General features: G+C 28.6%; 1 protein-coding gene. It reads right to left on the minus strand.

Going from position 1 to position 984, the window contains the following annotated elements:
* Window positions 1-229: 229 nt before the first annotated feature.
* Window positions 230-919 carry a hypothetical protein gene (locus tag DFR80_RS14815; protein WP_147270202.1) on the minus strand — a complete coding sequence of 230 codons (690 nt, stop codon included), beginning with the start codon at window positions 917-919 and terminating at the stop codon, window positions 230-232.
* Window positions 920-984 lie beyond the last annotated feature (65 nt).

Below are 984 nucleotides of genomic sequence, written 5' to 3' on the forward strand. Positions count from 1 at the left end.
AGTTAGATTCACTTCATCCAGCGATAACCAAACCCTTTTTACTGCTCTTATTAGCTGCAGTAACTTTTGCTATAATGTCATATAACGTTACTGGGATTTGCGCTCGTGCCTGTTTCCGAAGGAACTGGCGTAAAGCTTGCGTTTTCCGTATCCGTGATTGGGCAAACTGCAAGCTTTATGACAGAAGGTATGACGCCAATCCCATGTTATATGAAGTAACAGCGGTTTTTCATATATTTATATTTTTTGCAATCGTTTTTTCTATGTTAGATAAAGTTTTTGCCTCAGCCATATTCCTTGGTTGATCTCCATATAACCTTATTAACTTTTTAATTATATTTAAATTATTTGAAACAATATTATTTATTTGTTGCTCATAGTCTGGATTAATTTCAAAATTGTTTTCATTCCCCTTTAAAATATTCATCTTTATTAATTTATTTATCTGCTTCTTATATGGATAATAAATATTAAATTTATTTTCTAAATCATTAAGTTCTTCGACCGAACGAACCTCTTCAGCAATAATAATACTCAACAATACTAAGTAAGATGGGCTATCATTAATTAAGTTATATAACATTTTCTTTAAATTTTTACGTACAGTTAAATAAGCAGACATAGTATTCGAAGCCTCTTTTGTAACATCTTTAACTTCATTCTCTAAATTATCTATTTTGTTATCATTATTATTATCATCGTTGCTTATTTCCTTTCGTAATGCAGTCATTATTTTTTCTTCAGTCTTTTTTATTTCTTTATTAAATATATCTTCTAACTCTTCATATTCTAAACCCTGTCCATTTTTGCCATTTGAATCCAAAATTGAATCTAACATTTTATCAGTAAAATCTCTCTGATTAGATAAATGATTTTGTGATAATATTTTCACTAGCATTGCATAAAAATATTTAAGCATTGTCAAATTTAAGTTATTGAGAAACTATACTATCTACAGAATATTCAGTCACACCCTTATCCTTT

The organism is Halanaerobium sp. ST460_2HS_T2 (assembly GCF_003337665.1).
GTDB lineage: Bacteria > Bacillota > Halanaerobiia > Halanaerobiales > Halanaerobiaceae > Halanaerobium > Halanaerobium kushneri.

Bases quoted from the DNA above. Each gene is read 5' to 3' on its own strand.
- DFR80_RS14815 (WP_147270202.1), bottom strand. From the start codon at position 919: ATGCTTAAATATTTTTATGCAATGCTAGTGAAAATATTATCACAAAAT.